This window comes from Paracoccus lutimaris (assembly GCF_003337565.1).
Lineage (GTDB): Bacteria > Pseudomonadota > Alphaproteobacteria > Rhodobacterales > Rhodobacteraceae > Paracoccus > Paracoccus lutimaris.
The window spans coordinates 17,531-41,468 of the sequence record NZ_QPJL01000005.1; the positions used below are offsets into that span (position 1 = coordinate 17,531).

Consider the following 23,938-nt stretch of genomic DNA (forward strand, 5'->3'; position numbering starts at 1 on the left):
CGGGGGCGCGCAGCCCCCGGCTGGACGAGGCAGGAGGAACCCATGACCGCACAGCTCTGGTGCTTTGGCGAAAGCGGCAATGCCTACAAGGCGGCGCTGACCATGGAACTGGCCGGATACGGCTGGCGGCCGGTCTATGTCGATTTCTTCAACGGCGAGGCCCGCAGCCCCGAATTCCGCGCCCTGAACGAGATGGGCGAGGTGCCGGTCTTTCGTGAAGGGGGTCTGACCCTGACCCAGTCGGCGGTTATCCAGTTGCATATCGCCGAGCGGAGCGGAAAGTTCCTTGGCCGCGACCGGAGCGAAGTCCTGCGCTGGCTGATGTTTGACAATCACAAGCTGTCGGGTCAGGCCGGATCCGCGCGGTTTCTGGCGAATTTCCTGCCCGAGGCCAAGCGCCCGCAAGAGGTGATCGGCTTTTTGCAATCGCGCCTGCGCGCCACCTACAAGGTGCTGAACGACCATCTGGCCAGCCGCGACTGGATCGTGGACGCCGCCCCGACCATCGCCGATTTCGCCTGTTGCGGCTATCTCTTTTACCCCGAACCCTTCGGCTTTTCGCGCGCCGAATGGCCCCATATCGACCGTTGGCTGGACGGCATTGCCGCCCTGCCCGGCTGGAAACACCCCTATGATCTGATGCCCGGCAATCCTTCGGACCGGGCAACGAAGGAGGACGCATGACCGAAGCCTATATCTATGACGCCGCCCGCACCCCGCGCGGCAAGGGCCGCCCCGATGGCAGCCTGCACGAGGTCACCTCGGTCGCGCTGTCGGCGCGGCTGCTCAATGCCGTCAAGGAGCGCAACGGTCTGGAAGGCCACGCGGTCGAGGACGTGATCTGGGGCAATGTCACCCAGGTCAAGGAACAGGGCGGCTGCCTTGCCCGCTCGGCGGTGCTGGAATCCGATCTGGACGAGTCGATCCCCGGTCTGGCCATCAACCGCTTCTGCGCCAGCGGCATGGAGGCGGTGAATCTCGCCGCCAACCAGGTCAAGGGCGGGGCCGGTCAGGCCTATATCGCCGGCGGCGTCGAGATGATGGGCCGCGTGGCCATGGGCAGCGATGGCGCCGCCATCGCCGTCGATCCCTCGATGACCTTCAAGACCTATTTCGTGCCGCAGGGCATCTCGGCCGATATCATCGCCACCGAATACGGCTTTACCCGCGAACAGGCCGATGCGCTGGCAGTCGAGTCGCAGCGCCGCGCCGCGCTGGCCTGGAAAGAGGGCCGCTTTGCCAAATCCGTCGTCCCGGTTCTGGACCAGAACGGGCTGGTGATCCTTGACCATGACGAATACATGCGCCCCGGCACCACGGTCGAGGATCTGGCAAAGCTCAAGGCCAGCTTCAAGGACATGGGCGAGGCCATGCCCGGCTTCGACAAGGTGGCGATGCTGAAATACCCGCATCTGTCGCATATCGAGCATATCCACCATGCCGGGAACAGCTCGGGTATCGTTGATGGCGCCGGTGCCGTGCTGATCGGGAATGCCGAATTCGGCAAGGCTTACGGCCTCAAGCCCCGCGCCCGCATCCGCGCCACCGCCAAGATCGGCACCGATCCGACGATCATGCTGACCGGCCCGGTGCCGGTGACGGAAAAGATCCTGAAGGACAGCGGCATGTCCATCAGCGACATCGACCTTTTCGAGGTGAACGAGGCCTTTGCCTCGGTCGTGCTGCGCTTCATGCAGGCTTTCCAGGTCGATCCGGCCAAGGTCAACCCGAATGGCGGCTCGATCGCGCTTGGCCACCCGCTGGGGGCCACCGGCGCCATCATTATCGGCACGCTCCTGGACGAGCTGGAGCGTCAGGACAAGAACGTGGGTCTGGCCACGCTGTGCATCGCGTCCGGCATGGGCGCGGCGACCATCATCGAGCGCGTGTAAGGGGCAGGAACATGACCGATTTCACCATGAAGAAAGACGCCGACGGCGTCGCCATCATCACCTGGGACGTGCCCGGCAAGTCGATGAATGTGCTGTCACTGGACGGCGCGGCCACGCTGAACACCCTGATCGACGAGGCCCTGGCGGACGCAACCGTCAAGGGCATCGTCATCACCAGCGGCAAGAAGGACTTTGCCGGAGGGATGGACCTGAACGTCATCGCCGGCATGAAGCAGGGCGGCGCTCAGGGCGTCTTCGACGGCGTGATGACGCTGCACAGCCTGCTGCGCAAGATCGAACTGGCCGGGATGGACTTCAAGACCAAGAAGGGCGGCAAGCCCATCGCCACCGCCCTGCCCGGCACCGCGCTGGGGATCGGGCTGGAGCTGCCGCTCTCGACCCACCGTATCTTTGCCGCCGATAACCCCAAGGCCAAGATCGGCCTGCCGGAAATCATGGTCGGCATCTTCCCCGGCGCCGGCGGCACCACCCGCCTTGTGCGCAAGCTGGGCGCGATGGGCGCGGCCCCCCTTTTGCTCGAAGGCAAGCTTTCCGACCCCGCGAAAGCCAAGGCCGCCGGCCTGATCGACGAGGTCGTGGCCGACCCGGTGGCGGCGGCCCGCGACTGGGTGCTGAAAGCGACCGACGCCGATCTGGTGAAACCCTGGGACGCCAAGGGCTACAAGATGCCCGGCGGCGAGCCCTATCACCCGGCGGGCTTCATGACCTTTGTCGGCGCCTCAGCCATGGTCCATGGCAAGACCATGGGCGTCTATCCGGCGGCGAAAGCCCTGCTGAGCGCCGTCTATGAAGGCGCGCTGGTGCCCTTTGACACCGCGCTGAAAATCGAGGCGCGCTGGTTCACCAATGTGCTGATGAACCCCAGCTCGACCGCAATGATCCGCAGCCTCTTCATCAACAAGGAGGCGCTGGAGAAAGGCGCGAACCGCCCCGAGGCCCCCGACCAGAGCGTGAAAAAGGTCGGCATCCTTGGCGCCGGCATGATGGGGGCGGGCATCGCCTATGTCAGCGCCATGGCCGGGATCGAGGTCGTGCTGATCGACGCGGCGCAGGATGCCGCCGAACGCGGCAAGGCCTATTCGACCGGGCTTCTGGACAAGGCGATCAGCCGCCGCAAATCCTCTGAGGAGAAAAAGGCCGAAGTGCTGGCCCGCATCACGCCGACGACCGATTACGCCGCCCTTTCCGGCTGCGACCTGATCGTCGAGGCGGTGTTCGAGGACCCGAGCGTCAAGGCCGAGGTCACGAAAAAGGCCGAAGCCGCCATCCCGGCGGACGCGATCTTCGCCACCAACACCTCGACCCTGCCGATCAGCGATCTGGCGAAAGCCAGTGCCCGGCCCGAGCAGTTCATCGGCATCCACTTCTTCAGCCCGGTGGACAAGATGCTGCTGGTCGAGATCATCAAGGGCCGCGAAACCGGCCCGCGCGCCGTCGCCAAGGCGCTGGATTTCGTCCGCCAGATCCGCAAGACCCCGATCGTCGTCAACGATGCGCGCTTCTTCTACGCCAATCGCTGCATCATCCCCTATCTGAACGAAGGCATCCGCATGGTCGGCGAGGGCGTGAACCCGACGCTGATCGAAAATGCCGCCAAGCTGATGGGCATGCCGCTGGGACCGCTGCAACTGGTCGATGAAACCTCGATCGATCTGGGCGTGAAAATCGCCAAGGCGACCCGGGCCGCGATGGGCGACGCCTATGCCGACGCGCCGGTGGACGAGGTGATCTTCAAGCTGGCCGATCAGGGCCGCATGGGCCGCAAGGCGAAAGCGGGTTTCTATGACTATGACGAGGCCGGCAAGCGTCAGGGCCTGTGGTCGGGTCTGGAACAGCAATGGCCTGAATCGGACGCCCAGCCCGAACTGACCGAGGTCCAGCACCGCCTGATGTTCGCCCAGTCGCTGGAAGCCGTGCGCGCATTGGACGAAGGCGTCCTCGAAGACATCCGCGAAGGCGATGTCGGCGCCATTCTCGGCTGGGGCTTCGCGCCTTGGTCGGGCGGCCCGTTCAGCTGGCTCGACATGCTGGGCGCCGCCCGCGCGGTCGAGATCGCCGACGATCTGACGGCGAAATTCGGCCCCCGCTTCGCCACGCCGCAGCTCCTGCGCGACATGGCGGCGAAAGGCGACAGCTTCTATGGCCGCTTCGGCGCCGGCAAGAAAGCCGCCTGAGGCCATCATTACGCAATGGAAAAGGGCAGAGGCGCAAACCTCTGCCCTTTCTTCTTCACTCAAATATCCAAAAAAACCGCGCCACACGCGCGATCAGATCAGCCCTTCGGCGCGAAACAGCGCCCGCACATCCCGCTCGGGCCGGGCGCCGACATGGCCGATGACCTCGGCCGCCGCGATGCAGCCCATGCGGCCGGCAGCCGCCAGCGGTGCCCGGACGGCCAGACCATAGATCAGCCCGGCCGCGAACTGGTCGCCCGCGCCCGTCGCGTCAACGGGCACGACGCGGTGAACCGGCGCGCTGACCCGCTCATCGCCGCGGATCAGGATCGCATCATCGCCCGAACAGGTGCAGATCACCGTGTTGCAATCGGCGCGGGCCAGACGCAGCGCCTCCTCAAGGTCCTCGACCTGATAAAGCGATTTCCATTCATGGACATTGCCGATGACGTAATCCATCGGCCCGGCGACCAGACGCCGGAAATCGGCACGGTGACGGTCGACACAGAACGGATCGCTAAGCGCGATCCCCGCCTGCCCGCCCGCCGCGTGGCAGGCCTCGGCCGCCTTCAGGAAGGCCGCCTTGCCGGCATCCTTGTCGAAAAGATAGCCTTCAAGGAACAGCCAGTCGGCACCGCTGAAGGTGGCAGGATTGACGTCGCCCGCATCCAGCTGGGCCGAGATGCCCAGATAGGTGTTCATCGAGCGCTCGCCATCGGGCGTCACGAAGATGATCGAGCGCGAGGTCGGCAGCACCTCGCCAGCCACCGGCGGATTGACGAAAACCGTGCCCTGCGCCTCGGTCTGCTCGGCATAGGACAGGCCCAGCGGATCGCCCGCGACCCGGCCGATAAAGGCGGTGCTCAGCCCCAGCGCACCGATCCCGGCCAGCGTATTCGCGACCGAACCGCCCGGCACCAGCCGCGCCTTTTGCGCATCCGTATCGGCCGACTGCGCCGCCATCAGGAATTCCGAGCGCTCGCGGTCGATCAGCTGCATGATGCCTTTTTCAATGCCCAGCCGCGCAAGGCTTGCATCCGACGCGGGCGCGATCACGTCCATGACCGCATTGCCAATGCCGATCACATAGGGGGTGGTCATTGGGTCTTCTCCTCATAGGGGCAAAGGTCTTCGATGGGGCAGATGCCGCAGCGCGGCCGCTTGGCCTGACAGATATAGCGGCCATGCAGGATCAGCCAGTGATGGGCATTCTGCTGAAATTCGACAGGGACATTGTCCTCGACGGCGCGCTCGACCGCCTCGACATCGCGGCCGGGCGCGATGCGGGTGCGGTTGCCGACGCGAAAGATATGGGTGTCGACCGCCTGCGCGGGAAAGTGAAAGACGGCATTCAGGACCACATTGGCGGTCTTGCGCCCGACACCGGGCAAGGTCGTCAGGGCGGCGCGCGACTGCGGCACCTCGCCGCCATATTCATCGACCAGACGCTGCGACAGCGCGATCACGTTCTTGGCCTTCTGGCGGAAGAGGCCAATGGTCTTGATTTCCTCGGTCAGCGCCTCGACGCCGAAATCCAGCATCTCCTGCGGGGTGGTCACGCGGCTGAACAGGTTTTGGGTGGCCTTGTTCACCCCGGCATCGGTCGATTGCGCCGACAGCGCCACCGCGACCAGCAGGGTGAAGGCGTTGACATAGTGCAGCTCGGTCAGGGGCTGCGGCTCGGCTTCGCGGAAACGCGAAAAGATCGCCATCTGGGTGGCATAAGGCAGGGCTTGCGGGATGCGGGGCGAGGATGCGCGGGCCATATCCGCCTGATGCCCCGCGCGCGCGCCATGTGCAAGCTTTGGCGCCCGGTTTCGCGTGCATCCGTGACTGGATTCACACCGATCTTGCGCTAGGCTGGGCTGAAACCGGATATGAGGCCGCCATGACCCAGACCGTCTTTGCCTTTGCCCAACCCGCCCCGGGCCTGCGGGTCCGCATCACCACCCAGCCCGCCGAGGATGCCGGCGCGGTGCTGTGCCATGGCGAATTCGCCACGCCCTTTGGCACCGTGATCGCCTTTGGCGCGGGCGGCGCGCTTTGGGGGCTGGGGCTGGCGGGCGAGATGTCGGCTGATGAGGTTCGCGCCGATCTGGCGGCACGCTGGCCCCGCGCCCGCGTCGTCACCGCCCCCGAGGCGCTGGCCCCGGCGGTGAATGCGCTGATCGCGGATCGGGGCGAGATCACCGTGCGCCTGACCGGGACCGAATTTCAACTCGCCGTCTGGCGCGCGCTCATCGAGGTGCCGGCCGGGCAGGTCATCAGCTATGCGATCCTCGCGGACCGCATCGGACGCCCGCGCGCCTTGCGGGCGGTGGGGACAGCGGTCGGGCAGAACCCGGTCTCATGGGCGGTGCCCTGCCACCGGGTCACCCGCACCGATGGCAGCATCGGCGGCTATCACTGGGGTGCGGCGATCAAACGCGCGCTTCTGACCCGCGAAGGCGCCAGCATCGCCCCCCGCGCCATCGCTGCATTGTGACGCATCCGGCGGGGATTTCCGCCTGTTCCTGTGGCCTTGGCCGGGAACCCGTGGCATGGTCGCGGTGTTTGGGCACCAGCGGCCGCGCAGCAAAGCGCGGACCAGATCGTTTGGACAGGCGATGATGGATCGCCCGCTAAAAAGGGAAAAGAAAGAATGAAGACCCGTATTCCGCTGCTTCTGGCCTCAGCCGGCCTGATCGCCATCAGCGCCTGCACGACCACCGATCCTTACGGCAACAGCACGGATGCCGGCGGGGTCGGCGGCCTGAACCGCACCCAGACCGGCGCGCTGGCCGGCGCGGCCATCGGCGGCATCCTTGGTGCGACGCGCGACAGCGACAAGAACGATCAGGGCCGTGATGCGGCGCGCGGCGCGTTGATCGGTGCGGCCTTGGGCGGCGGCATCGGCGCCATCCTGGACCGGCAGCAGAAATCGCTGCAGCAGTCGCTGAACAACCCCAATATCCAGGTCGTGAACCATGGCAGCTATCTATCGGTGACCATGCCGGAATCGACGCTGTTCGCGACCGACTCGGCGGCCGTGGGCGCGCAGGGGCAGAATGATCTCTACACCATTGCCCGCAACCTCCAGCAATATCCCGACAGCACGATCCAGGTCGTCGGCCATACCGACAGCACCGGCTCGGCCGCCTATAACCAGGACCTGTCCGAGCGCCGGGCGCGTTCGGTCGCGGGCATCCTGAGCGCCGGCGGCGTGGCGCAGAACCGCCTCAGCACCGCGGGCCGCGGCGCCAGCCAGCCGGTCGCAAGCAACGAGACGGTGGCGGGCCGCGCCCAGAACCGCCGCGTGCAGATCCTGATCACCCCGACCCGCTAAGGGCCGCGCACGACGACACGATGGGGCCGGCAGCCAAGCTGCCGGCCCTTTGCTTTCGCGCGGTTTTGCGTAGCTCCGGGTCGCGAATATAATACTTGTCATTTATAGAACTCTGACGGGTTTGCACATTGCGTACTGCTCCGGCTCATTCGGTCTTGGGATCAAAAGACGCTCGATCACTTTCCAAACCAAGACATTTTACAGTGCTCCCTTCACAGTCTGGCGAGCGGCAGAGTGAATCACGTCGGTTGACTAATTCGACGACACACAAAACATTATAGGTACATGGCGACAGGATAGGGCAACTGCATGCACGGCTTCCCATCAGGCTCAATATGGTCGGCAGATGATGAGATTTCCATACAGATCCGCGAGGTGTATTCGCGGTATGGACTGGCGATGTATCATGCACAGGTCCTTGAACACGGCATGGCTAACGCAGCCATCGTTCTCCACATGCTACCCACCGCAAGCCAGTATCCAAACCGGATTGAATGGGTGGAGGCGTTAGATAGTGCATTCAACTCTGAGCTATCAAAAACATTTGGTAATATGCTCAAAGCACTATCTTCATCCGAGCTCCCAAAAACTATTATTGACGGACTTGGTCGGGCCAAGGTTGTGCGGGATCATCTAGCACATCGTTTTTTCCGTGAGCATGATCAGAATTTCTTCGGCATTTCTGGCCGCGAAAAAATGATCTCCGAATGTTAACGGGCTATTGAACAGTTCCGTTCTATTGATGCCGAATTGGACGAGTTTCTACATGCCCAGTACGAACACTACGGCATCACAAAAGAAAAGGTGAACGCTCTCGTTGCCGCGAGAATTTTAGCTGCCAGGGCAGGCGATTAGCTAAAGCAAGGCGATCTGAGTAATCGGAGAAAGCCCCTCTAGCAGAGATCTCCGTTCCATTCCATAAAACGAGCCCGCACTGCATGTAAACCGCCCCAAAAACAAAACCCCCGAAGCTCTCGCCCCGGGGGTCTGGATCACTGTGCGTGGAATCGCGGCGGGCGCGGGCCCGATATCAGTTCAGCCGGTTGGCCACGTCTTCGATGGCCTTGTCGATGCCGGCGCTGCGGTCGGCGGCGCTGGCCTGCTTGCCCAGGATCTCGGTCGCGGCCGAAATCGCGGTCTGCACGGCACGGTCACGGACGGCGCGGACGGCATCGCCCTCGGCGCTGGCGATCTGATCCTCGGCCGCTTTCAGGCGGCGCTCAATCGACAGTTTCAGCGCGGCCTTGGCCTTTTCGGCCTCCAGCGTGGCTTCGCGCTTGGCGTTGGCGACGATCTGGTCGGCCAGACCCTTCACCTCGCGCTGGCGGCGCTCATAGCTGGCATAGATCTCCTGGGCTTCCTCGCGCAGGCGACGGGCCTCGGCCAGATCGTTGCGGATGCCCTCGGCGCGCTTGTCCAGCAGCCCGCCGACGATCTGCGGCACCCGGTAATAAACCAGAATGCCGATGAACAGCAGGAAGGCCAGCAAAACGATGAAGTCGGTGTTCCGCAGCGAGAAGAACGGACCCGAGGCGGCCAGCGCGGGGCTGGCGATCAGGGCAAAGAGAACGCTCAGACGTTTCATTGCAGCGCCCCCTTCAGTCGCTGATCGACCGCTTCGTTGACAAGGTTCTGATCGCTCTTGCCACCAAAGCTTTCCACCAGAGCCGCGGTCACGTCACGCGCAACGCTGCGCGCATCCTCGACCGCCGAGGCGCGAATCTCGCCGATGCGCTTTTCGGATTCGGCGGCACGGGCCCCGATTTCCGCGTCGGCATGGGCAATGGCCGCGTTCAGCTCTTTCTGGATCTCGGCCTTGTTGGCAGCGACGATCTTGTTGGCCTCGGCGCGGGCATCGGCCAGCGCCTTGTCATAGGCGGCCTCGGCCTCCTTGGCCTTGTGCTTGAATTCCTCGGCAGCCATGAGGTCGCCGGTAATGGCACCCTGACGGTCCGAGATGACCCCGCCGATGCGCGGCAGCGCAATCCGCGACAGGACCCAGTAGATCACCGCCAGAACAACCAGCAGCCAGAAGATCTGGTTGCCAAAGGTCGTGAAGTCCAGTTGCGGCATGCCGGGGGCGCTGGCTGCGTGGCCAGCCGCTGCGTGGGCGGCATCAGCTGCACCCGCCACGGCATGGGCCGCATCGGCGCCATGACCCGCCGCTTCGGCGGATTCGGTGGAAACCACCGTTTCGGTATTTTCGACCACGGCTGGCGCGGTCTGTTGCAACAGGCTGATCATATCCTACCCCATGCCGGTCGTTTCACAATCGGGTGGGCGCGTGACGCCCCCACCCAACCGCAAGGATGGCAGATAAGGATCAGACTGCGAACAGCAGCAGCAGCGCGACCAGGAACGAGAAGATCCCCAGAGCTTCGGCGAAGGCCATGCCGATGAACAGCGTGGCGGTCTGCGAGGCAGCAGCCGACGGATTGCGCAGCGCGCCCGCCAGGTAGTTGCCGGCAACGTTGCCCACACCCATGGCGGCGCCCGCCATGCCGATGCAAGCCAGGCCCGCGCCGAGATACTGTCCGAGTTGACCCAGATTTTCCATATTTATGCTCCTTGAGGCTTTTGGAAAGAGTTTCGATTTTCCTGATCTGCGGTCCCGCGCTTAGTGCGCGGGATGCAGGGCGTCCTTCAGATAGACGCAGGTCAGGATGGTGAAGACATAGGCCTGGATCAGCGCAACCAGCACTTCAAGCCCATACATGGCGGTGATGGCAACCACCGAAACCGGCGCGATGGCGGCAATGGCGGCGAAGGCGGCAAAGACCTTGATCACCGCGTGGCCAGCCATGATGTTGCCGGCAAGTCGGATCGAGTGGCTGACCGGACGCACGAAATACGAGATCAGTTCGATCACGGCCAAAACCGGGCGCAGCGCCAGCGGTGCCGAGCTGACCCAGAACAGACCCAGGAAATGCGCGCCGTTCTTGACAAAGCCCAGCACGGTGACGCCGACGAAAACCAGCAGCGCCAGCACCGCGGTCACCGCGATATGCGAGGTCGGCGAGAAGCTTTTGGGCAGCAGCGCCAGGAAGTTCGCAAACAGGATGAAGCAGAACAGCGTCATCACATAGGGGAAGTATTTCAGCCCGTCCTTGCCGGTCACATCCTCGACCATCTTGCGGACCATGCCGTAAAGCAGCTCGGCGATGGATTGCAGACGGTTCGGCACGATTGCGCGGCCACGGGTCCCAAAGACCAGCAGGCCGGTAATGGCCAGCGCGGCCAGAGCCATCCACAGCGTCGCGTTGGTCGGCGTGTACCAGTTCACCGCACCGTCGCCGAACAGCGGCTTGATGACGAACTGATCCATGGGATGGAAAACCAGACCACCTGCTTCTTCTTCTGTCGCCATCGTCATTCACCCTTGTCGTCGCCGGGATGCCCCGGTTTCTTGCCTATCTCATGCGCCGTCCGCATCATGGTCTTGATGCCGGCCACCAGGCCCAGCAGCACAAAGACCACCATGAAGACCGGGCGCCAACCGGTCACATAGTCCAGCCCGAATCCGATCCCGAAGCCAATGGCCAGCCCGGCCACAAGTTCGGTCACCATGCGCCATGCCATATTGGCCTGGCTGAAATGTTCCTCTCCGCGCGAGGGGCCCTGCACTTCCGCCCTCTGGCCCAGCCGCGCTTCCAGCTCGCGCAGCCGCCCCGCGTCCCGGGCCCGCGCGGCCTCGTCATGCGGTTCTTCGGCCAAGGCTCACACCCTCGTTATCGGTTGGGGCGGTGATAGGGGTTGGGGCTCTATGAGTCAAGCAAAGGGAATACCCCGCCAAATCCTTGAAAAACAAGCGATTGGCAGGCAAGGCGACGGTGGCAAAGCCGGACTTGCGGCGCCCCCGGCATCCGTTCCATATTCAACCCGCAAGTTAAGCAAAGCCGATGACCCCGCAGACCGCAACGCTCGACGCCATCTTTTCCGCCCTCGCCGATCCGACGCGGCGGGCGATCCTTGCCATGCTGCTTGAGGATGACATGGCGGTGACCGACGTCGCCGCACCCTTTGCGGTCAGCCTTGCCGCGATCTCGAAGCATCTGGCGGTTCTGGCGGCGGCGGGGCTGATCCGGCAAGAGCGGCGCGGCCGCATCATCTGGTGCAAGCTGGAACCGGACGGGCTGCGCAATGCCTCGGTCTGGATGCAGGGCTTTGGCCAGTTCGACCCCGTGGATTTGGACGATTTCGAACGTTTTCTGGCCGATGAGCTGGCCGCAAGCGCCGCCGACCTGCCCGAGGACCAGGCCTAGAAACGCAAAAAGGCCGGGCACGAGGCCCGGCCATGCAACGTCTTGTGACGACAGATTTATTTGACGGTGATGCGCCCATCCAGTTTCGGCGCGAAATCGGGTCCTTGCTTGGCCAGATATTCCGCCAGCACATCGGCCAGATCCGGGCCGAAATCATAGGCGTTCATGCCCTTTTCAGCTAGGACCTTATAGCCGTCGCCACCCGCGCGCATATAGTTTTGCGACACCACGCCATAGACCGCGTTCGGGTCGATGGGCACCCATTCTGCGCCGCTGCGCACCAGAACCTCGCTGATGCGGCTGCCCACGGGCGCGGCGGGATCAAGCGTGTATTTCAGCCCGGCCACCTGCGCGAAACGGCCGGCCCCCTCTTCGATCTGGCTGGCGCCGTTCTCAAGCGCGGCCACGACATCGCCGCCGCGCAGCTCGAATGTGGACAGCGTGTTCTGGAAGGGCAGCACCGTCAGCACATCGCCCATGGTCACCGGCCCGGCATCGATTGAGGCCCGCAAGCCGCCGCCGTTCTGGATGGCGATGGTGATGCCCTGATCCTTGACACGATCCAGCATGGCGTCAGTGACGACGACGCCCATCTCGCATTCCTTGGCGCGGCAATTGTTGCGGTCTCCGTCGATGGGGGTCTTGATATCGGCCACGCGCTTTTGCTTGAGCTCATCGATGGGGGCGGCCATTTCCTTGACCCGCGCGGCGATCTTCTCATCCGGCTTGACCGAGGCATCGAGCAGGATTGGCTGCCCTTCGGCTTTGATCAGCTTGCCCTGGTCGTTCCAGGTCAGCGTCAAATGGCCCAGATACTTGCCATAGGCGCGCGCGGTGACAACCGGCACCTCGGTCCCGTCGGCGGCCTTGACCATGGTCGGATAGGGACCCTCGGCATCCTCCATATCGCCCAGAAGCGTATGGCTGTGCCCGCCGACGACCGCATCGACCCCGGCAACCTCGGCTGCGATCTCCTGATCGCGCTTGTAGCCTTCATGGGTCAGCGCAAGGATCTTGGTGACGCCCGCCTCGGTCAGTTCCTGGACATCGGCCTTGAGGCTTTCCAGATCGTCCATGAAGATGACCTTGTCGCCCGGCGCCGCCGTCTCGGGCGTGTCCATCGCCAGCGCCGAGACGATACCGACCTTTTCGCCGCCGACCTCAAGCGTCAGCACATCGCCGACCTTGTCCTTGAGTTCGGGCGATTGCGACAGGTCCAGATTGCCCGAAACGACCGGGAACTTCACCCCCTCGGCCAGAATCTGCAAACCGCCCGGGCCATCGTCGAATTCGTGATTGCCGACCGCCATGGCGTCAAAGCCGATCGCGTTCATGAACTCGACCGTGTCCTTGCCCTTGTAGGTCGTATAAAACAGGCTGCCCTGATACTGGTCGCCCGCATCCAGCACGACGACGTTCTGGCCATCGGCCTTGAGCTGATTGCGCAACTCGTTGATCTTGCTGGCAACCCGCGCCACACCGCCAAAGCACTCGTTCTTGGCCTCGGTCTCGGCATCGCAGGTGCTGTCATATTTGTTGATCGGCTCGATCCTGCTGTGGAAATCGTTGATGTGCAGGACATGCAGCGTGTAGTCAGCCTGCGCGGCACCAGAAGACAGCGTTAATGCCGCCGCCGAAAGCATGAGCCAGCGTTTCATTCCAATTCCCCTCAGTCACGGATGCCAGACAACGGGGGGCAGATTGGGCGATGCTGGCGCGGTCGTCAATCGACGAAGCCGTGTAGAGCGCAAGACCGCTTGACGCAGGGGGCGGCGCAACGCATGAACCGGCCATGCTGGCCTACAAGATTTTCCGCGCCTCCGAGTATCAGGCATTCCGCCGCGACGGCCACAGCGCCGGCGCTCCCATCGACGTGACCGATGGCTATATCCACCTGTCCACCGCCGCGCAGCTTGCCGGGACGCTTGGCAAGCATTTCGCCGGCGAAGAGGGGTTGCACCTGCTTGCGGTGGAAACCGAACGCCTTGACGCCCTGCGGTGGGAGCCGTCGCGCGGTGGCGATCTGTTCCCGCATCTCTACCGCGACCTGCGTGCCGGGGACGTCCTGTGGAGCCGCCCCCTGCCCCTCGGCCCGGACGGTCACATCATCGGAGAGCTGGGATGAATCTGATCGAACGCCTTGGCCTTGCCGCGCTGCACCGTCTCGACCCCGAGCGTGCGCATGATCTTTCGCTGCTGGCGCTGTCGCGCGGCCTTGTGCCGCTGCCGGGCAAGCCTGTCACGTCCGAGCGGCTGCGCATCAGGCTGGCGGGGCTGGAGCTGCCGAACCCTGTCGGCCTTGCCGCCGGCTATGACAAGAACGCCCGCGCCCTGCCTGCGCTGATGCGTTCGGGTTTTGGCTTCATCGAGGTGGGTGCTGCGACGCCACGCCCGCAACCCGGAAACCCGAAACCGCGCCTGTTCCGCCTGACCGAGGATCGCGCGATCATCAACCGCTTCGGCTTCAACAACGAGGGTGCCGAAACCATCGCCGCTCGTCTGGCCGCACGCCCCACCCCCTATCCGCAAGGGATCCCGGTCGGCCTGAACATCGGCGCGAACAAGGACAGCACCGACCGCAGCGCCGATTTCACACAGGTTGTCAGAATTGCTGGGAATGCCGCCGATTTTCTGACGGTGAATGTCTCATCGCCGAATACGGAAAAACTGCGCGATCTGCAGGGTCCCGAGGCCCTGGCCGCGCTGCTGAAAAGCGTGCTTGAAACCCGCGACACGCTGCCGACGCGCCCGCCGGTCTTCATCAAGATCGCGCCGGATCTGGACGACGCGGCGCTGGCCGATATCGCGGGTGTGGCGCTGGCCGCCCCGGTGGACGGCATCATCGCGACCAATACGACGCTGTCACGCGAAGGGATTGCTTCAGCCCACGCGAATGAGGCCGGTGGCCTTTCGGGTGCTCCACTGTTCGAGCGCTCGACGCGCATCCTTGCCCGGCTTCATCGTGAAACCGGCGGCCGTATCCCGCTAATCGGCGTGGGCGGCATCGCCACGCCCGATCAGGCGTGGCAAAAGATTCGTGCCGGCGCCTCGGTGATCCAGATCTATTCGGCGATGATCTATCAGGGAATTTCCATTGCCTCGCAGATTGCCCGTGCCATCGACGACCGGCTTGCCCGCGAAGGCATGACGCTGACCGAACTGACCGGCAGCGGCAATGCCGAGTGGACCTGACCCACCCGGCCTGATTTTAGAACAGGTCTTCGTGACCCAGCAACTGGTTCATCATGCTGGATGGATCGGAACAGCCCGCATCCCCGACGATCCGCGCCGGAACACCAGCGACGGTCTTGCAGGGGGGAACCTCGCTCAGCACGACCGAACCGGCAGCGATGCGCGAATGATGACCGACGCTGATATTGCCCAGCACTTTTGCGCCGGCACCGATCATCACGCCATTGCCGATCTTGGGATGGCGGTCGCCGTCCTCTTTGCCGGTTCCGCCCAGCGTCACCGAATGTAGCATCGAGACGTCATTGCCGACGACCGCGGTTTCGCCGATGACGATGGAGTGGGCGTGATCGATCATCACCCCGGTGCCGATCCGCGCGGCCGGGTGAATATCTACACCGAACACTTCCGAGCAGCGCATCTGCACGAAATAGGCCAGATCGAACCGGCCTTGCTGCCATAGCCAATGCCCGATGCGATAGGCCTGCAGCGCCTGATAACCCTTGAAGAACAGGATCGGCTGCATCAGCCGATGCGTGGCCGGATCCCGCTCATAGACGGCCAAAAGGTCGGCCGTCGCAGCCTTCGCCAGATCGGGCGAACGCGCAAAAGCATCGTCGGCGATCTCGCGCAGGATCTGCTCGCTCATCTCGCGCGAAGACAGCTTCAGCGAAAAACGATAGGCCAGCGCCGCCTCAAAGGTTGCATGATGCAGCAGCCCGGCATGGATCAGCGCACCCAGCAGCGGCTCGTCGCGAACAGCGACGCGGGCTTCGCAATGGATCCGTCCCCAAAGCGATTCGCGCGTCGCATTGCGCCCATCGAAAAGCTGTTCGATCTTGTCGTTTTGCAGGTTCATCACGGTGTGCCCGTCCATTTCTCAGCCAAATTCTAGCGGAAATGGACGGGCGCGGAAAGGCCGCTGTGACCGGCGGTTAGTTCGGGATGCGCAGCTCCCACCAATGAAGGACCACGCGCACTTGCCCGCCGGTAAACTGCCCCCCGGTCGCGGTCAGCACCACCGGCGTCGGATCCCAATAGGTCATCGGCGCCGAAAGGATGCCGCGCGACCACGATCCTTGGCCCTTGCCCAGCCCCTGACCAAAGCGGTTCACGGCCCCCGGATTGCCCAGCGTCCATGACGTCGCGCTGCCGGTGATCGCCTCGAGCACGCGGGCCGTCACCCCGATCACCATGGCCCCGGGCGGGATCGCCATCATGGTCTGAAAGCTTGCGCCCGCGCCCAGTGTCACGTCCTCGGACAATTGCCGCGCGATCATGCCCGAACCATGCGTGCCAAGCGTAATCGCCCCCGCAACCCAGACCGAGCCATCATGAATGGCGGTCACACCCTGATCGGCGATCATGGCACGCCTGCCAAAGCCGGGCTCGACAAAGATCCAGCCGCCATTCGCTGCAATGGCGATCTTGCCGCCCTGCCCCTCCCAAGCATTGGTCGCACCCGAGGGAACCCCCCAGCACAGCCCGTCAACGACGGTTTCGGGTGGCGTGATGCGGCCCAGGCTTTGCAGCACCAGATCCACCTGCCCATCCAGCCGCACCAATGCGTCATTGACGGTCACATGCTTCTGCGCCTGCGCCGGCATCAGCAATGGCAGGTCGCAATTCGCGGTGGTGTTCTCAGGCATCGATCATCCTCCTTGCATATTGTCCCGGGCCGAACGTGTCGGAAAGCTGGGCCACCTCAACGGCAAACGCGCCCCCCGCCACGGCGGAAGACCAGATATCCTGTGGCACGGTCCAATGCGGCGCAGAAACCTGCGCCTGCGCCAGCACATTGCCGCCGCGAACCAGTCGGGCCAGATACAGCTCCTGCGCCTCGCCCAACGGCACGTCCGGGCCCTCCCACCCGTCACCCTGAATCCGCGTCCGGCGGATCCAGCTGATGGCGTGGCCCTTGACCATGATGTGACAGGGCGACAGCGGGCGCAGCCCGGCACCCCGGAAGGCCTGCGCAATCGGGCGATAGCTGGCATCGTCCGGCGCCCGCGTCGCTGGTCCGATCCGCCAGTACCGCAACTGATTGCGCGCCGTGGGCGCCAGATCCACCTGCTGCGCCGCACCGTCCAGCAGCACGACCGTGCTGCCCACCGGCCAGACCTCGGGCATCAAGGCATCAGTGCCCGCCTGTCCGCGCAGCCGCATCGACAGCTCCCACAGACCGGGCGAAATCAGACGCGCTTCGGCGAATTGCAGCAGCTCCCAGTTTTCGGCAGAGCCATCGCCAATCGCCATCAGGTTCGCGCCCGACATCAGCGCCTCAGGCGTGGCGCTTTCCAGCGTGCCCCCCTTGACGCGCACCCGCAGGGCCGACCCGCGATCCCAGACCCCGGACCGCGCAGCCGCAAGCGGCGTCATCGTCTGCCCCATGATCGAGGGCTGTGCGATGGTCGTGTTCAGCCCATAGCCGCCAACCTGCTGAGCCGAGACCCAGACCGCTGCCGCCCCCGGCCAGGGTGTCGCTGTTACCGCAAGATGCGGCGCATGCGGAGCCTCATCACCCCGCAACAATGGCAGGTCCATGAAGACCGGCCAGACCGGAATCGGGGGCCGGAAGGCGCGCGAGGACGCCTCGCCCTCGACCGCACGCGCCGGGCGGTAGATCCCCGGCTCGACGCGGACGGCATCGACAGTGATCGCACCGGCGCGCTCCACGCGGTCGATGCGCCAACGCCGGGCCTCGGCGCGGCCCTCGGCCAGCCGGACGACATCGCCCGGCCCCAGATGCCCAAGCGAGGGAGGCAGCGCAAATCGTATAGAATCCCGCGCCACAATGGTTTCGGACAGCCAGCGCTCGGCCATCGCCTGCCCCTCGCCCCGGGTCAGTGCCATAGCCAGCTCACTGTCGGAAACGGCGCGGAACTCACCACCCGGCATCACCGTTTCGGCAGTACGCGCAGCATAGTCGCCGCCCGCCTCGACATGGGTCAGGCGCACGCGCCCGGCCAGTTCGGCATCTGCCGCGCGCGAGACCTCGACCGCCTCGACCTCTTCGGCCAGCGCCATGTCCTGTGGCCCAAGCTCTGCGACGACCCTGCCACCGCGCATGACAAAGCCCAGGACACCATCACGTTCGACCGCATCGAAGCCATGCGCCAGCATCAAAGGCTGCAAGGCCGCCCGTCCGCTTTCCGAGCCCGGCAAAGAATAGCCCCGCACAAGACCGCGCAGCCCTTCGGTGTCAAATGCTCGCACGCCCGCCTCGCGGCAGATCTCTGCCACGACATCGGACAAGGGCACCGCGCCGGCACGGCCATTCAGCCAATGCCCGCGTTCCCATGCCGGGCCATCCGACCACAGATCGGTCCGCACCGGAAAGGCGGGGAAAGGCCGCGCATCCCAGCACCAGACATGGGCGCGCGACATGTCGATCATGCGCCCCGCATCCGTGCGCCCATAGGCCCGCCGCGCCGGATTGTTCGCCGGCTCTGACCAGAATTCGGTCATCGCACGAACATAGGCCGCCTGGATCACATCATCGCGCCGCCCATCCGAAAAATAGGGCAGCATCGATTCCGAGCTCATGGCATCCAGGAACTTGTTGGGTTGGTTCGTCCCCTTGTCCAGCGCCGCGCAGCCCATCTCGGTAAACCAGACCGGTTTTGAGCCGGGGATCCATCCCGTGGCCTGCGCCTGCCGCACCCCGTTGATCCGGTTATGGTGATGCTGCGACCACCAGTTGCGGATATCCTTGTAACGCCATACCCAATGTTCATCATGGGCGCCGTCCTGGATCGGCGTCCGGCGCTGCTCGTGGCGATCCTCGTCGCGCGCGTAATACCAGTCATAACCTTCACCACCAGCGACATTGGCACGCAGGTAGTCGGGATTGTCGATCCGCCCCCAAGCGGCATCCAGATGCGTCTCACCCTCGCGCCAATCGGACAGCGGCATGTAATTATCGATGCCGATGAAGTCGATGTTCTCATCCGCCCAAAGCGGGTCGAGGTGAAAGAACAGATCACCATTGCCGGGGTGATAGCCGAAATATTCCGACCAGTCGGCGGCATAGCCAATCTTGACGTCCTCGCCCAGAATAGCCCGCACATCCGCCGCCAGCTGCCTCAGCTGCGCGACCGCAGGAAAGCTGTTCGCCGCCCCACGGATCTGCGTCAGCCCTACCATCTCGGACCCGATCAAGAACGAGTCGATCCCGCCAGCGGCCGCACAAAGATGCGCATAGTGCAGAATGAAGCGGCGATAGGACCATTCGGCGGGACCGCTATAGGTGATCTGATCGCCGTCACGCTGGAAATGCCCCGGCTGGGCCGCGCCAAAAAAGCGCGCGACTTCGGCAAGGGCGGCTGCGGTCCCGGCGGGACTGCCCGCGCGCCCGGCGGCAATGCTCGTGGTGATACGGCCACGCCAGGGCATGACCGGCTGGTTTTCCGCGCCGTTCCAGGGATCCGGACGACCGTTTCCGGCCAGCTGCTCCATCAGGATGAAGGGATAGAACACCGCCTTGCGGCCGCTTTCGCTGATCGCGCGCAAGGCCTCGATGACCGAGCCATCGGCGGGCGTACCGCCATAGATTGGGCGGTCATTGACCCGCGCGACCTCGACTGCCTGATCGCGCCCAACGCCACCCGCGCGCCAGTCCATCCCATGCCCCTCACGCGATGTATCCTCGACCTTGGGGCGTACCGCACATTCGCCGACGCGCAGATCGTCCCCGAACCACGAAACAACCAGCGAAACCGAGCCCACCAGCGGCAGTTCACGGCCGAGAGTTTGCATCGAGGCCAGAAAATCGCTGCCAGCGATAGGCGTGTTGCGGTTGATAACCTGCATCTCGCCCATCCCCAGGTCATAGCTGACCGGAGTCGTCGCCAGCGAATATTCGCCCGTGCCGGGGATCATCGCCACGGCCTGCACTTCGCGCGACAGACCGCGCCCGCCCTTGGCCGCCCGTGTGACCTCGACGGAAAGCTGCGGGACGCGATTGCCCCATTTCTCCAGCCCCAGATCCTCGATCACGACATAGGCGACGCCGCGATAGGCCGGCGCGTTTTCCCCCTCTTGTGCCGAAATCGCCGGGTCCGGAAGTTGCGTCTCATCGCCCATATAAACGCGCATGTTCAGATCATCGGCCGAGACCTCCTCGCCATCGGCCCAAACGCGGCCCACACCAAGAATCGGCCCTTCGCACAGGGCCAGCGCAAAGCTCAGCCGGTAGCTGATATTGGTCACGCTGGGGGCCGATCCCTTGCCACCGCCCTGTTTCTTGCGGACCTCGACCAGCGGCCCGGCCCAGATGCAATGACCCGGCACGCGCATCTGTCCCCACAGGCGCGGGACCGGATTACCCTCGCCAGCGGTCTGAATGCGCATGCGATCCACGCGCCCCGTCTCGACCGCCTTTGAGCCAGCCCCCAGCAGGCGCTGGTCGATCACGCGGCCAAGGGTCGCGCCGATGGCGCGGCCGATGACTGCCCCCGACATGCCAAGAATGGTGCCGCCAAAGCCCGCACCCAGCGATGCCCCCACCGCCGACAGCAAAATCGTCGCCATTGCGCCCTATCCTTCCAATTAGATCGACGGAAACCGGAACCGCCCCGCGATCCGCGCCCTCCAAGGCGCCGAAAGCGGGCTTTCGACCACGCCATGCCGGTCATAGGCATGCACGAAACTGGCCTCGGCGCCGGTTTGCGCCAATATTCCCATATGTTTGGCGACTGCCCCGGCCCTCATGCGAAAGACCAGGACATCTCCGGGCTGCTCGTCCGGTGCCGGCTGCAGGAAGCGCCCCGCCCCGCCCAACAGCAGCTCACTGCCGCCGATTTCACCCCAATCCGGCGTATAGGCCGGCATGGCCTCGGGTTCGATCCCAAAGAACTCGCGCCAGACCCCGCGTACCAACCCCAGACAATCCGTGCCTCCGCCCTTGACCGAGGCCTGATGCACATAGGGCGTCCCGATCCAGCCGCGCGCCGCCTGAACGATCTCACGGCTCATCGGTTCACCTTGGGGGTCAACAGCCAATCCTCGGGCGGCAGATGCGGAAATCCGCGAAAGTTCAGGTAGTTCAGGAACTTCATCCGGCAGGTTTCACCGCGCTTGTCACAGCCCGCGACCAGCCGAACGCGGTCACCGATTGCTGGATAGACACCAAGCCCGGACCAAAGCTCGACCTCGCGCCTCGTCCCAGCCGAGGCAAGATCTCGCTTGACGATCCCAGACAGCCCGTTGGCCACGCCCGAAATCACGACCAACTGGCCGCGCTCGAACCAGGCCGCGTCGTGGCCTTCGATCCCAGACAGCGTAAAGCGCTGCCCGTCCTCATGCGCGACGATCACGCCCTCGGCCGAATAGCCGGGGCGGGTCAGGTCGAATTTGCACTGGCCGTCCCCCAGACTCGCCGAACAGCGCGGGTGATAGACCCGCCCCTGCGTCCGGTTCAGCGGTTCGGACAGCCCGCGCAGTTCGGCACGAAACGCGGCGCCGCTGCGCGTGACCTCGCCCAAATGGCCGCGAAAGATCAGCCGCCGGTTTTCGGGATTGGACCAGTCCACATCCCACAGCCGGACATCAGCCGCATCCCAGCGGCCGGCCATCAGGTCGATCTCGGTGATGGCGCTGTCCGACAGGGCGCCCGCCGCCTCGGTATTGTCCACCGACAGGCCCGAGCCCTGCACCACGGCCCGCGCGCTCAGCCCGCTATCGGGACGAAACTCGATTCCCTCGAACTGCAACGAGCGGTCATGATCGGTAAAGCCCAGAACCATGCCGTCGTGGCGGGTGACAGCCCATGCCCGTGCAATCGTCTCGCTCATAGCCGGACCTCCACAACGGGCACCTGCGGCAAATCACCCGCCTGGAACGAGGCCACCGAAACCGCGATCCGGTCGGTGTCAAAGCGCACCGGCACGTCAAATTCAAAACCTGCGGTAACCTTGCCACCATTTTCCGGTGGGTCGGCAAAGGTGATGATGCCGGCCATGGCGTTGACCTCGAAATCCACATCTGGTCGCAGCTCGACACCCCCGACTGCTGCCAGCACCGTGCCCTCGACCGGCTTGGCGATGGGGCGCCAATATTGCGCCGGCCCCGAGGCATAGGCCTTGCGCAGCGCAAAGACCCGGTTCACCCCATTCCCGGTTCCGATCAGCTGATCCCGATAACTTGGCGCAAGGCTCGGGGCGGCGGATTTATAATCGGCCCAGTCCTTCCAGCGAAAACCGTGCATCTGGCCGGCACGCGCCTCGAAAAAGGCGATCAGCGCCGCCACATCGTCCAGCGAGCGCAAGCCCAGCCCGGCATCATAGCGCCGACGCGAATGTGCCCAAGGCGTGCGACGCTCTTCGTGACCATTGGTCAGCGAAACGATCTCGGTCCGCCGCTCGGGCCCCCCGACCGAGCCAAAGGACAGGTTGGCCGGAAATCTGATCTCGTGAAATGCCATGGATCACCCGTTTCTTTCGCCGCGCGCCAGCAGCCGGCCCATCTGGGCGGCGATCTGGCTTTGGCTGCGCTGGAACCCCGCCACATCGGGGGTCGAGACATTGAAGGTCACGTTGAGAGGCCGCCCGCCGCCCCCCGCCGCCACGCCCAGCCGGCCATCGGCACCGCGCCGCAACGGCATGATCGCCTCGGCGCCGGCCTCGCCCATCAGCCCGGTCGCGCCGCGCATCGGGAAATAGGTCGGTTGGCTGACAATGCCCCCCTTGGCAAAGGGCATGACCCGGCCCTGCGCAAAAGCACCGCCATTGGCAAAGGGCAAAGCCCCGCCAATCAGCCCATTCACGCCCTGCGCGATTGCCCCCGACAGCGCCTGTTCCAAGGGCTTCATCGCCACCGAAAAGGCGGTATCGGCCATGCTGCGGGCGATGCCCTTCAGCGCATCGCTCAGCTTCATGCCGTCAAAGACCAGCCCTTCGAAGGCACGGCGCAATCCGCTGCCGATGCCCGAGCTGAGGGTCGTCACCTCGCGATTGGTGTAAAGCATCGACTCGCGCAGCCGTGACAGTTCGGCTTCGAAGGCGGCGGTCATGCGCGCGCTGTCGTCAAAGCTTCTGCCCAGCATGACCTGGCCATCGTCCTCCAGCCGGTCGAATCCGTCCTTGTTCGCCACGACGGCGCCTCCTTTTGATCTTGCGGTTCTATTTCGCGGGCGCGTCGGGATAGCGGGCGACAAGCTCGGCCAGCCTGCCGCGCGTCATCGCACCGCCCTTGCCCGGCTCGATGCCCAGCATCAGCGCCAGTTCGGCCGGGGTCAGCGCCCAGAATTGCGCGGGGGTCAGGCCCAGCCCGCCCAGCCGGGCCGGGCCGATCCCCACGCGCAGCAGCCCCGGCCAGTCCATGCCGCCCGCAGCCTTCCCGCTCATGTGCCCTCGATCCGAAAGGCCCGCGCCAGCAGTGCCGCCGCCGCATGCGCCGCACCGACCGGACCGCCGCGGAACTCGGCGGCCAGCAGCTCATCCATGCCCCCAGCCCAGCCCGCGCCTTTCAGCCCGGCTACCAGCACCGCCATCACGTCGCGGCTGGAAAAGCGCCCCTGCTCAAAGCGCTCGACCAGGGCCACCATGCTTTCGGCGCCCAGCTCGCTTTCCAGCCCGGCCAAAGCGCCCAGCGTCAGCTTGGCGCAATGCGGCCGGCCGTCCAGCCAGATCTCGACCTCGCCCGCCAGCGGGTTGGCCATTTCAGAAGGCGACGAAGCTGATGACGCCCGCGCTTGCCATGGAAATCTCATAGGTCGCCTCACCGTTATAGCTGCCCGCATACTCCAGAGACGTGATCTGGAACGCCCCCTCGACCGCGCCGAAATCGGGGATCACCACCTGAAAACGTGGCACTTCGCCGTCAAAGAACACCTGCCGGGCGCGCTGGTCGGTGGTTCCATCGCGAAACACCCCCGACCCCGAGATCGAGGCCGAGCGCACCCCCGCGCCGGCCAGCAGCTCGCGCCAGCGGCCCTCGCTTTCCAGGCTGGTCACATCCACAGTCTCGGCATTGAACCCCAGCCGCGTCGCGCGCAGACCCGCGATCGTCTCGAACTGGCCGTCTCCGGTCATGTCCATCTTGATCAGCAGGTCGCGTCCGTTCTGCACCGCCATT

27 protein-coding genes are annotated in these 23,938 nt (G+C 64.7%); 9 read left to right on the plus strand and 18 right to left on the minus strand.

Going from position 1 to position 23,938, the window contains the following annotated elements; genetic code table 11:
• The first annotated feature begins 42 nt into the window (after positions 1–42).
• Genes DFP89_RS06185 through DFP89_RS06195 form a run of 3 tightly spaced genes read left to right on the plus strand, consistent with a single transcriptional unit; the run spans position 43 to position 4,087 of the window.
• Positions 43–684, plus strand: coding sequence for a glutathione S-transferase family protein (locus DFP89_RS06185; RefSeq protein ID WP_114348561.1), 642 nt, complete (start codon positions 43–45; stop codon positions 682–684).
• The gene (locus DFP89_RS06190; protein ID WP_114348562.1) at positions 681–1,892 is read left to right on the plus strand and encodes an acetyl-CoA C-acetyltransferase; all 1,212 of its coding nucleotides are present in this window, start codon (positions 681–683) and stop codon (positions 1,890–1,892) included. Before DFP89_RS06185 ends, DFP89_RS06190 begins: the two co-directional genes overlap by 4 nt.
• Positions 1,893–1,903: 11 nt before the next feature.
• A complete protein-coding gene (locus DFP89_RS06195; RefSeq protein ID WP_114348563.1) occupies positions 1,904–4,087 on the plus strand; it encodes a 3-hydroxyacyl-CoA dehydrogenase NAD-binding domain-containing protein in 2,184 nt (727 codons plus the stop codon).
• A 93-nt stretch (positions 4,088–4,180) separates the two neighbouring features.
• Here DFP89_RS06195 and DFP89_RS06200 read toward each other — a convergent pair whose 3' ends face one another.
• Together DFP89_RS06200 and nth are read right to left on the minus strand one after the other, a co-directional pair.
• On the minus strand, positions 4,181–5,188 hold the full coding sequence (locus tag DFP89_RS06200; RefSeq protein WP_114348564.1) for an adenosine kinase: 1,008 nt from the start codon (positions 5,186–5,188) through the stop codon (positions 4,181–4,183).
• The gene (gene nth / locus DFP89_RS06205; protein ID WP_114348565.1) at positions 5,185–5,853 is read right to left on the minus strand and encodes an endonuclease III; all 669 of its coding nucleotides are present in this window, start codon (positions 5,851–5,853) and stop codon (positions 5,185–5,187) included. Before nth ends, DFP89_RS06200 begins: the two co-directional genes overlap by 4 nt.
• 122 nt (positions 5,854–5,975) lie before the next feature.
• Here nth and DFP89_RS06210 point away from each other — a divergent pair, with 122 nt between their 5' ends.
• From DFP89_RS06210 to DFP89_RS20095, 3 genes are all read left to right on the plus strand, one after another.
• Positions 5,976–6,572, plus strand: a complete 597-nt coding sequence (locus tag DFP89_RS06210) for a methylated-DNA--[protein]-cysteine S-methyltransferase (RefSeq protein ID WP_114348736.1) — start codon at positions 5,976–5,978, stop codon at positions 6,570–6,572.
• Between the two features lie 156 nt (positions 6,573–6,728).
• On the plus strand, positions 6,729–7,412 hold the full coding sequence (locus tag DFP89_RS06215; protein WP_114348566.1) for a YiaD family glycine zipper/OmpA-like lipoprotein: 684 nt from the start codon (positions 6,729–6,731) through the stop codon (positions 7,410–7,412).
• 309 nt (positions 7,413–7,721) lie between these two features.
• Positions 7,722–8,126: a hypothetical protein gene (locus tag DFP89_RS20095; RefSeq protein ID WP_147273280.1), complete on the plus strand. Its 405-nt coding sequence runs from the start codon at positions 7,722–7,724 to the stop codon at positions 8,124–8,126.
• A 316-nt stretch (positions 8,127–8,442) separates the two neighbouring features.
• On the opposite strand, the gene DFP89_RS06220 is transcribed toward DFP89_RS20095, so the two are convergent.
• The 5 genes from DFP89_RS06220 to DFP89_RS06240 all read right to left on the minus strand — a co-directional run bounded on the left by DFP89_RS06220 (position 8,443) and on the right by DFP89_RS06240 (position 11,126).
• Positions 8,443–8,997, minus strand: coding sequence for a F0F1 ATP synthase subunit B (locus tag DFP89_RS06220; RefSeq protein WP_114348567.1), 555 nt, complete (start codon positions 8,995–8,997; stop codon positions 8,443–8,445).
• Positions 8,994–9,656, minus strand: a complete 663-nt coding sequence (locus DFP89_RS06225; protein ID WP_181870270.1) for a F0F1 ATP synthase subunit B' — start codon at positions 9,654–9,656, stop codon at positions 8,994–8,996. The genes DFP89_RS06220 and DFP89_RS06225 overlap by 4 nt, the downstream gene beginning before the upstream one ends.
• A 79-nt stretch (positions 9,657–9,735) precedes the next feature.
• Positions 9,736–9,969: a F0F1 ATP synthase subunit C gene (locus DFP89_RS06230; RefSeq protein WP_114348568.1), complete on the minus strand. Its 234-nt coding sequence runs from the start codon at positions 9,967–9,969 to the stop codon at positions 9,736–9,738.
• A 60-nt stretch (positions 9,970–10,029) separates the two neighbouring features.
• Entirely contained in the window at positions 10,030–10,785 is a 756-nt protein-coding gene (locus DFP89_RS06235; RefSeq protein ID WP_114348569.1) for a F0F1 ATP synthase subunit A, read from the minus strand.
• The gene (locus DFP89_RS06240) at positions 10,782–11,126 is read right to left on the minus strand and encodes an AtpZ/AtpI family protein (protein ID WP_114348570.1); all 345 of its coding nucleotides are present in this window, start codon (positions 11,124–11,126) and stop codon (positions 10,782–10,784) included. Before DFP89_RS06240 ends, DFP89_RS06235 begins: the two co-directional genes overlap by 4 nt.
• A gap of 185 nt (positions 11,127–11,311) precedes the next feature.
• On the opposite strand from DFP89_RS06240, the gene DFP89_RS06245 reads away from it, so the two are divergent.
• Positions 11,312–11,674: an ArsR/SmtB family transcription factor gene (locus tag DFP89_RS06245; protein ID WP_114348571.1), complete on the plus strand. Its 363-nt coding sequence runs from the start codon at positions 11,312–11,314 to the stop codon at positions 11,672–11,674.
• Between the two features lie 56 nt (positions 11,675–11,730).
• On the opposite strand, the gene DFP89_RS06250 is transcribed toward DFP89_RS06245, so the two are convergent.
• Positions 11,731–13,332, minus strand: coding sequence for a bifunctional metallophosphatase/5'-nucleotidase (locus DFP89_RS06250; RefSeq protein WP_114348572.1), 1,602 nt, complete (start codon positions 13,330–13,332; stop codon positions 11,731–11,733).
• 134 nt (positions 13,333–13,466) lie between these two features.
• Here DFP89_RS06250 and DFP89_RS06255 point away from each other — a divergent pair, with 134 nt between their 5' ends.
• Both DFP89_RS06255 and DFP89_RS06260 read left to right on the plus strand, forming a co-directional pair.
• Entirely contained in the window at positions 13,467–13,799 is a 333-nt protein-coding gene (locus tag DFP89_RS06255) for a DUF952 domain-containing protein (protein WP_114348573.1), read from the plus strand.
• Positions 13,796–14,866, plus strand: a complete 1,071-nt coding sequence (locus tag DFP89_RS06260) for a quinone-dependent dihydroorotate dehydrogenase (RefSeq protein WP_114348574.1) — start codon at positions 13,796–13,798, stop codon at positions 14,864–14,866. Before DFP89_RS06255 ends, DFP89_RS06260 begins: the two co-directional genes overlap by 4 nt.
• Before the next feature lie 16 nt (positions 14,867–14,882).
• On the opposite strand, the gene cysE is transcribed toward DFP89_RS06260, so the two are convergent.
• The 10 genes from cysE to DFP89_RS06310 form a co-directional block, all read right to left on the minus strand.
• A complete protein-coding gene (cysE, locus tag DFP89_RS06265) occupies positions 14,883–15,722 on the minus strand; it encodes a serine O-acetyltransferase (protein ID WP_114348575.1) in 840 nt (279 codons plus the stop codon).
• A 76-nt stretch (positions 15,723–15,798) separates the two neighbouring features.
• On the minus strand, positions 15,799–16,512 hold the full coding sequence (locus DFP89_RS06270) for a DUF2793 domain-containing protein (RefSeq protein WP_114348576.1): 714 nt from the start codon (positions 16,510–16,512) through the stop codon (positions 15,799–15,801).
• Positions 16,505–20,395 (minus strand): baseplate multidomain protein megatron, encoded by a 3,891-nt coding sequence (locus DFP89_RS06275; protein WP_114348577.1) that lies wholly within the window; start codon positions 20,393–20,395, stop codon positions 16,505–16,507. The genes DFP89_RS06270 and DFP89_RS06275 overlap by 8 nt, the downstream gene beginning before the upstream one ends.
• Positions 20,396–20,413: 18 nt before the next feature.
• On the minus strand, positions 20,414–20,839 hold the full coding sequence (locus tag DFP89_RS06280; RefSeq protein WP_114348578.1) for an NlpC/P60 family protein: 426 nt from the start codon (positions 20,837–20,839) through the stop codon (positions 20,414–20,416).
• Positions 20,836–21,657, minus strand: coding sequence for a DUF2163 domain-containing protein (locus tag DFP89_RS06285; protein WP_114348579.1), 822 nt, complete (start codon positions 21,655–21,657; stop codon positions 20,836–20,838). Before DFP89_RS06285 ends, DFP89_RS06280 begins: the two co-directional genes overlap by 4 nt.
• Positions 21,654–22,286, minus strand: a complete 633-nt coding sequence (locus DFP89_RS06290; RefSeq protein ID WP_114348580.1) for a DUF2460 domain-containing protein — start codon at positions 22,284–22,286, stop codon at positions 21,654–21,656. Before DFP89_RS06290 ends, DFP89_RS06285 begins: the two co-directional genes overlap by 4 nt.
• A gap of 3 nt (positions 22,287–22,289) precedes the next feature.
• Positions 22,290–22,955, minus strand: a complete 666-nt coding sequence (locus DFP89_RS06295; RefSeq protein WP_114348581.1) for a phage tail tape measure protein — start codon at positions 22,953–22,955, stop codon at positions 22,290–22,292.
• Positions 22,956–22,983: 28 nt separating this feature from the next.
• Positions 22,984–23,208 carry a phage tail assembly chaperone gene (locus DFP89_RS06300; RefSeq protein WP_114348582.1) on the minus strand — a complete coding sequence of 75 codons (225 nt, stop codon included), beginning with the start codon at positions 23,206–23,208 and terminating at the stop codon, positions 22,984–22,986.
• Positions 23,205–23,522: a gene transfer agent family protein gene (locus DFP89_RS06305; RefSeq protein WP_114348583.1), complete on the minus strand. Its 318-nt coding sequence runs from the start codon at positions 23,520–23,522 to the stop codon at positions 23,205–23,207. The genes DFP89_RS06300 and DFP89_RS06305 overlap by 4 nt, the downstream gene beginning before the upstream one ends.
• Position 23,523: 1 nt before the next feature.
• Positions 23,524–23,937, minus strand: a complete 414-nt coding sequence (locus tag DFP89_RS06310; protein ID WP_114348584.1) for a phage major tail protein, TP901-1 family — start codon at positions 23,935–23,937, stop codon at positions 23,524–23,526.
• Position 23,938 lies beyond the last annotated feature (1 nt).